The sequence below is a fragment of the Variovorax gracilis genome (genome assembly GCF_030317115.1).
Taxonomy (GTDB): domain Bacteria; phylum Pseudomonadota; class Gammaproteobacteria; order Burkholderiales; family Burkholderiaceae_C; genus Variovorax; species Variovorax gracilis.
In genome coordinates, this window is record NZ_JASZYF010000097.1 from 1 (window position 1) to 1,397 (window position 1,397).

A 1,397-nucleotide genomic window follows, 5' to 3' on the forward strand; every position below is an offset into this window, starting at 1 on the left:
GTGCGCCGCTACAACGTCGTGATCGGCTATGCGCTGAAGGCGATCCCCGCCGGAAGCTGGGTGCATGAGCGGCTGCTCGAGATGCCCGCGGCGCGCGAACTCGTCGGGCTGCCGATCGCCACCGTCAAGCCCGAGCCGCAGCCTCCGCTGGAGGGCTATACCTTCGAGGGCTACCGCAACCTGGACGGTTCGGTGGGCACCCGCAACATCCTGGCGATCACGCAGACCGTGCAATGCGTGGCGGGGGTGACCGATTTCGCCGTCAAGCGCATCAAGTCCGAGCTGCTGCCGAGGTTCCCCCACGTCGACGACGTCGTGGCGCTCGAACACGGCTACGGCTGCGGCGTCGCCATCGATGCGCCGGACGCCATCATCCCGATCCGCACGCTGCGCAACATCAGCCTCAACCCCAACTTCGGCGGCGAGGTCATGGTGGTGAGCCTGGGCTGCGAGAAGCTCCAGCCCGAGCGCCTGATGCCGCCGGGCACCATCCCCCTGATCGACGAGCGCAACGTGGCCGATGTCGGCGACAGCGCGGAGAGCAAGCTCGATGTCGTGTGCCTGCAGGACGACGCGCACGTGGGCTTCATGTCGATGGTCGATTCGATCATGCGGCAGGCCGAGGAGCACCTGGAGCGCCTCAACGCCCGCCGCCGCGAGACCGTGCCGGCGAGCGAGCTGGTGGTCGGCGTGCAGTGCGGCGGCAGCGACGCCTTCTCGGGCGTCACGGCCAATCCGGCGGTGGGTTTCTGCACCGACTTGCTGGTGCGTGCCGGCGCGACGGTGATGTTCTCGGAAGTCACCGAGGTGCGCGACGGCATCGACCAGCTCACCTCGCGCGCCACCACGCCCGAAGTGGCCGACGCGATGATCCGCGAGATGGCCTGGTACGACGCCTACCTGGACAAGGGGCGGGTCGACCGCAGCGCCAACACCACGCCCGGCAACAAGAAGGGCGGGCTGTCCAACATCGTGGAGAAGGCGATGGGCTCGATCGTGAAGTCGGGCAAGTCGCCCATCTCGGGCGTGATCTCGCCGGGCGAGAAGGTCCGGCAGAAGGGGCTGATCTACGCGGCCACGCCGGCCAGCGACTTCATCTGCGGCACGCTGCAGCTCGCCGCGGGCATGAACCTGCACGTGTTCACCACCGGCCGGGGCACGCCCTACGGGCTGGCCGAAGTGCCGGTGATCAAGGTCGCGACACGCGCCGACCTGGCGCGCCGCTGGCACGACCTCATGGACATCAACGCCGGGACGATCGCGACCGGCGAGAAGACCATCGCCGACGTCGGCTGGGAAATGTTCCAGCTGATGCTCGACGTGGCGAGCGGCCGCAAGAAGACCTGGGCCGAGCACTGGAAGCTGCACAACGCGCTGGTGCTGTTCAATCCCGCCCC

General features: G+C 68.4%; 1 protein-coding gene. It reads left to right on the forward strand.

Translation table 11 applies throughout. The features are described from left to right. The coding region (gene garD / locus QTH97_RS36900) for a galactarate dehydratase (RefSeq protein ID WP_286573744.1) at nt 1–1,397 on the forward strand (1,397 nt) is incomplete at both ends.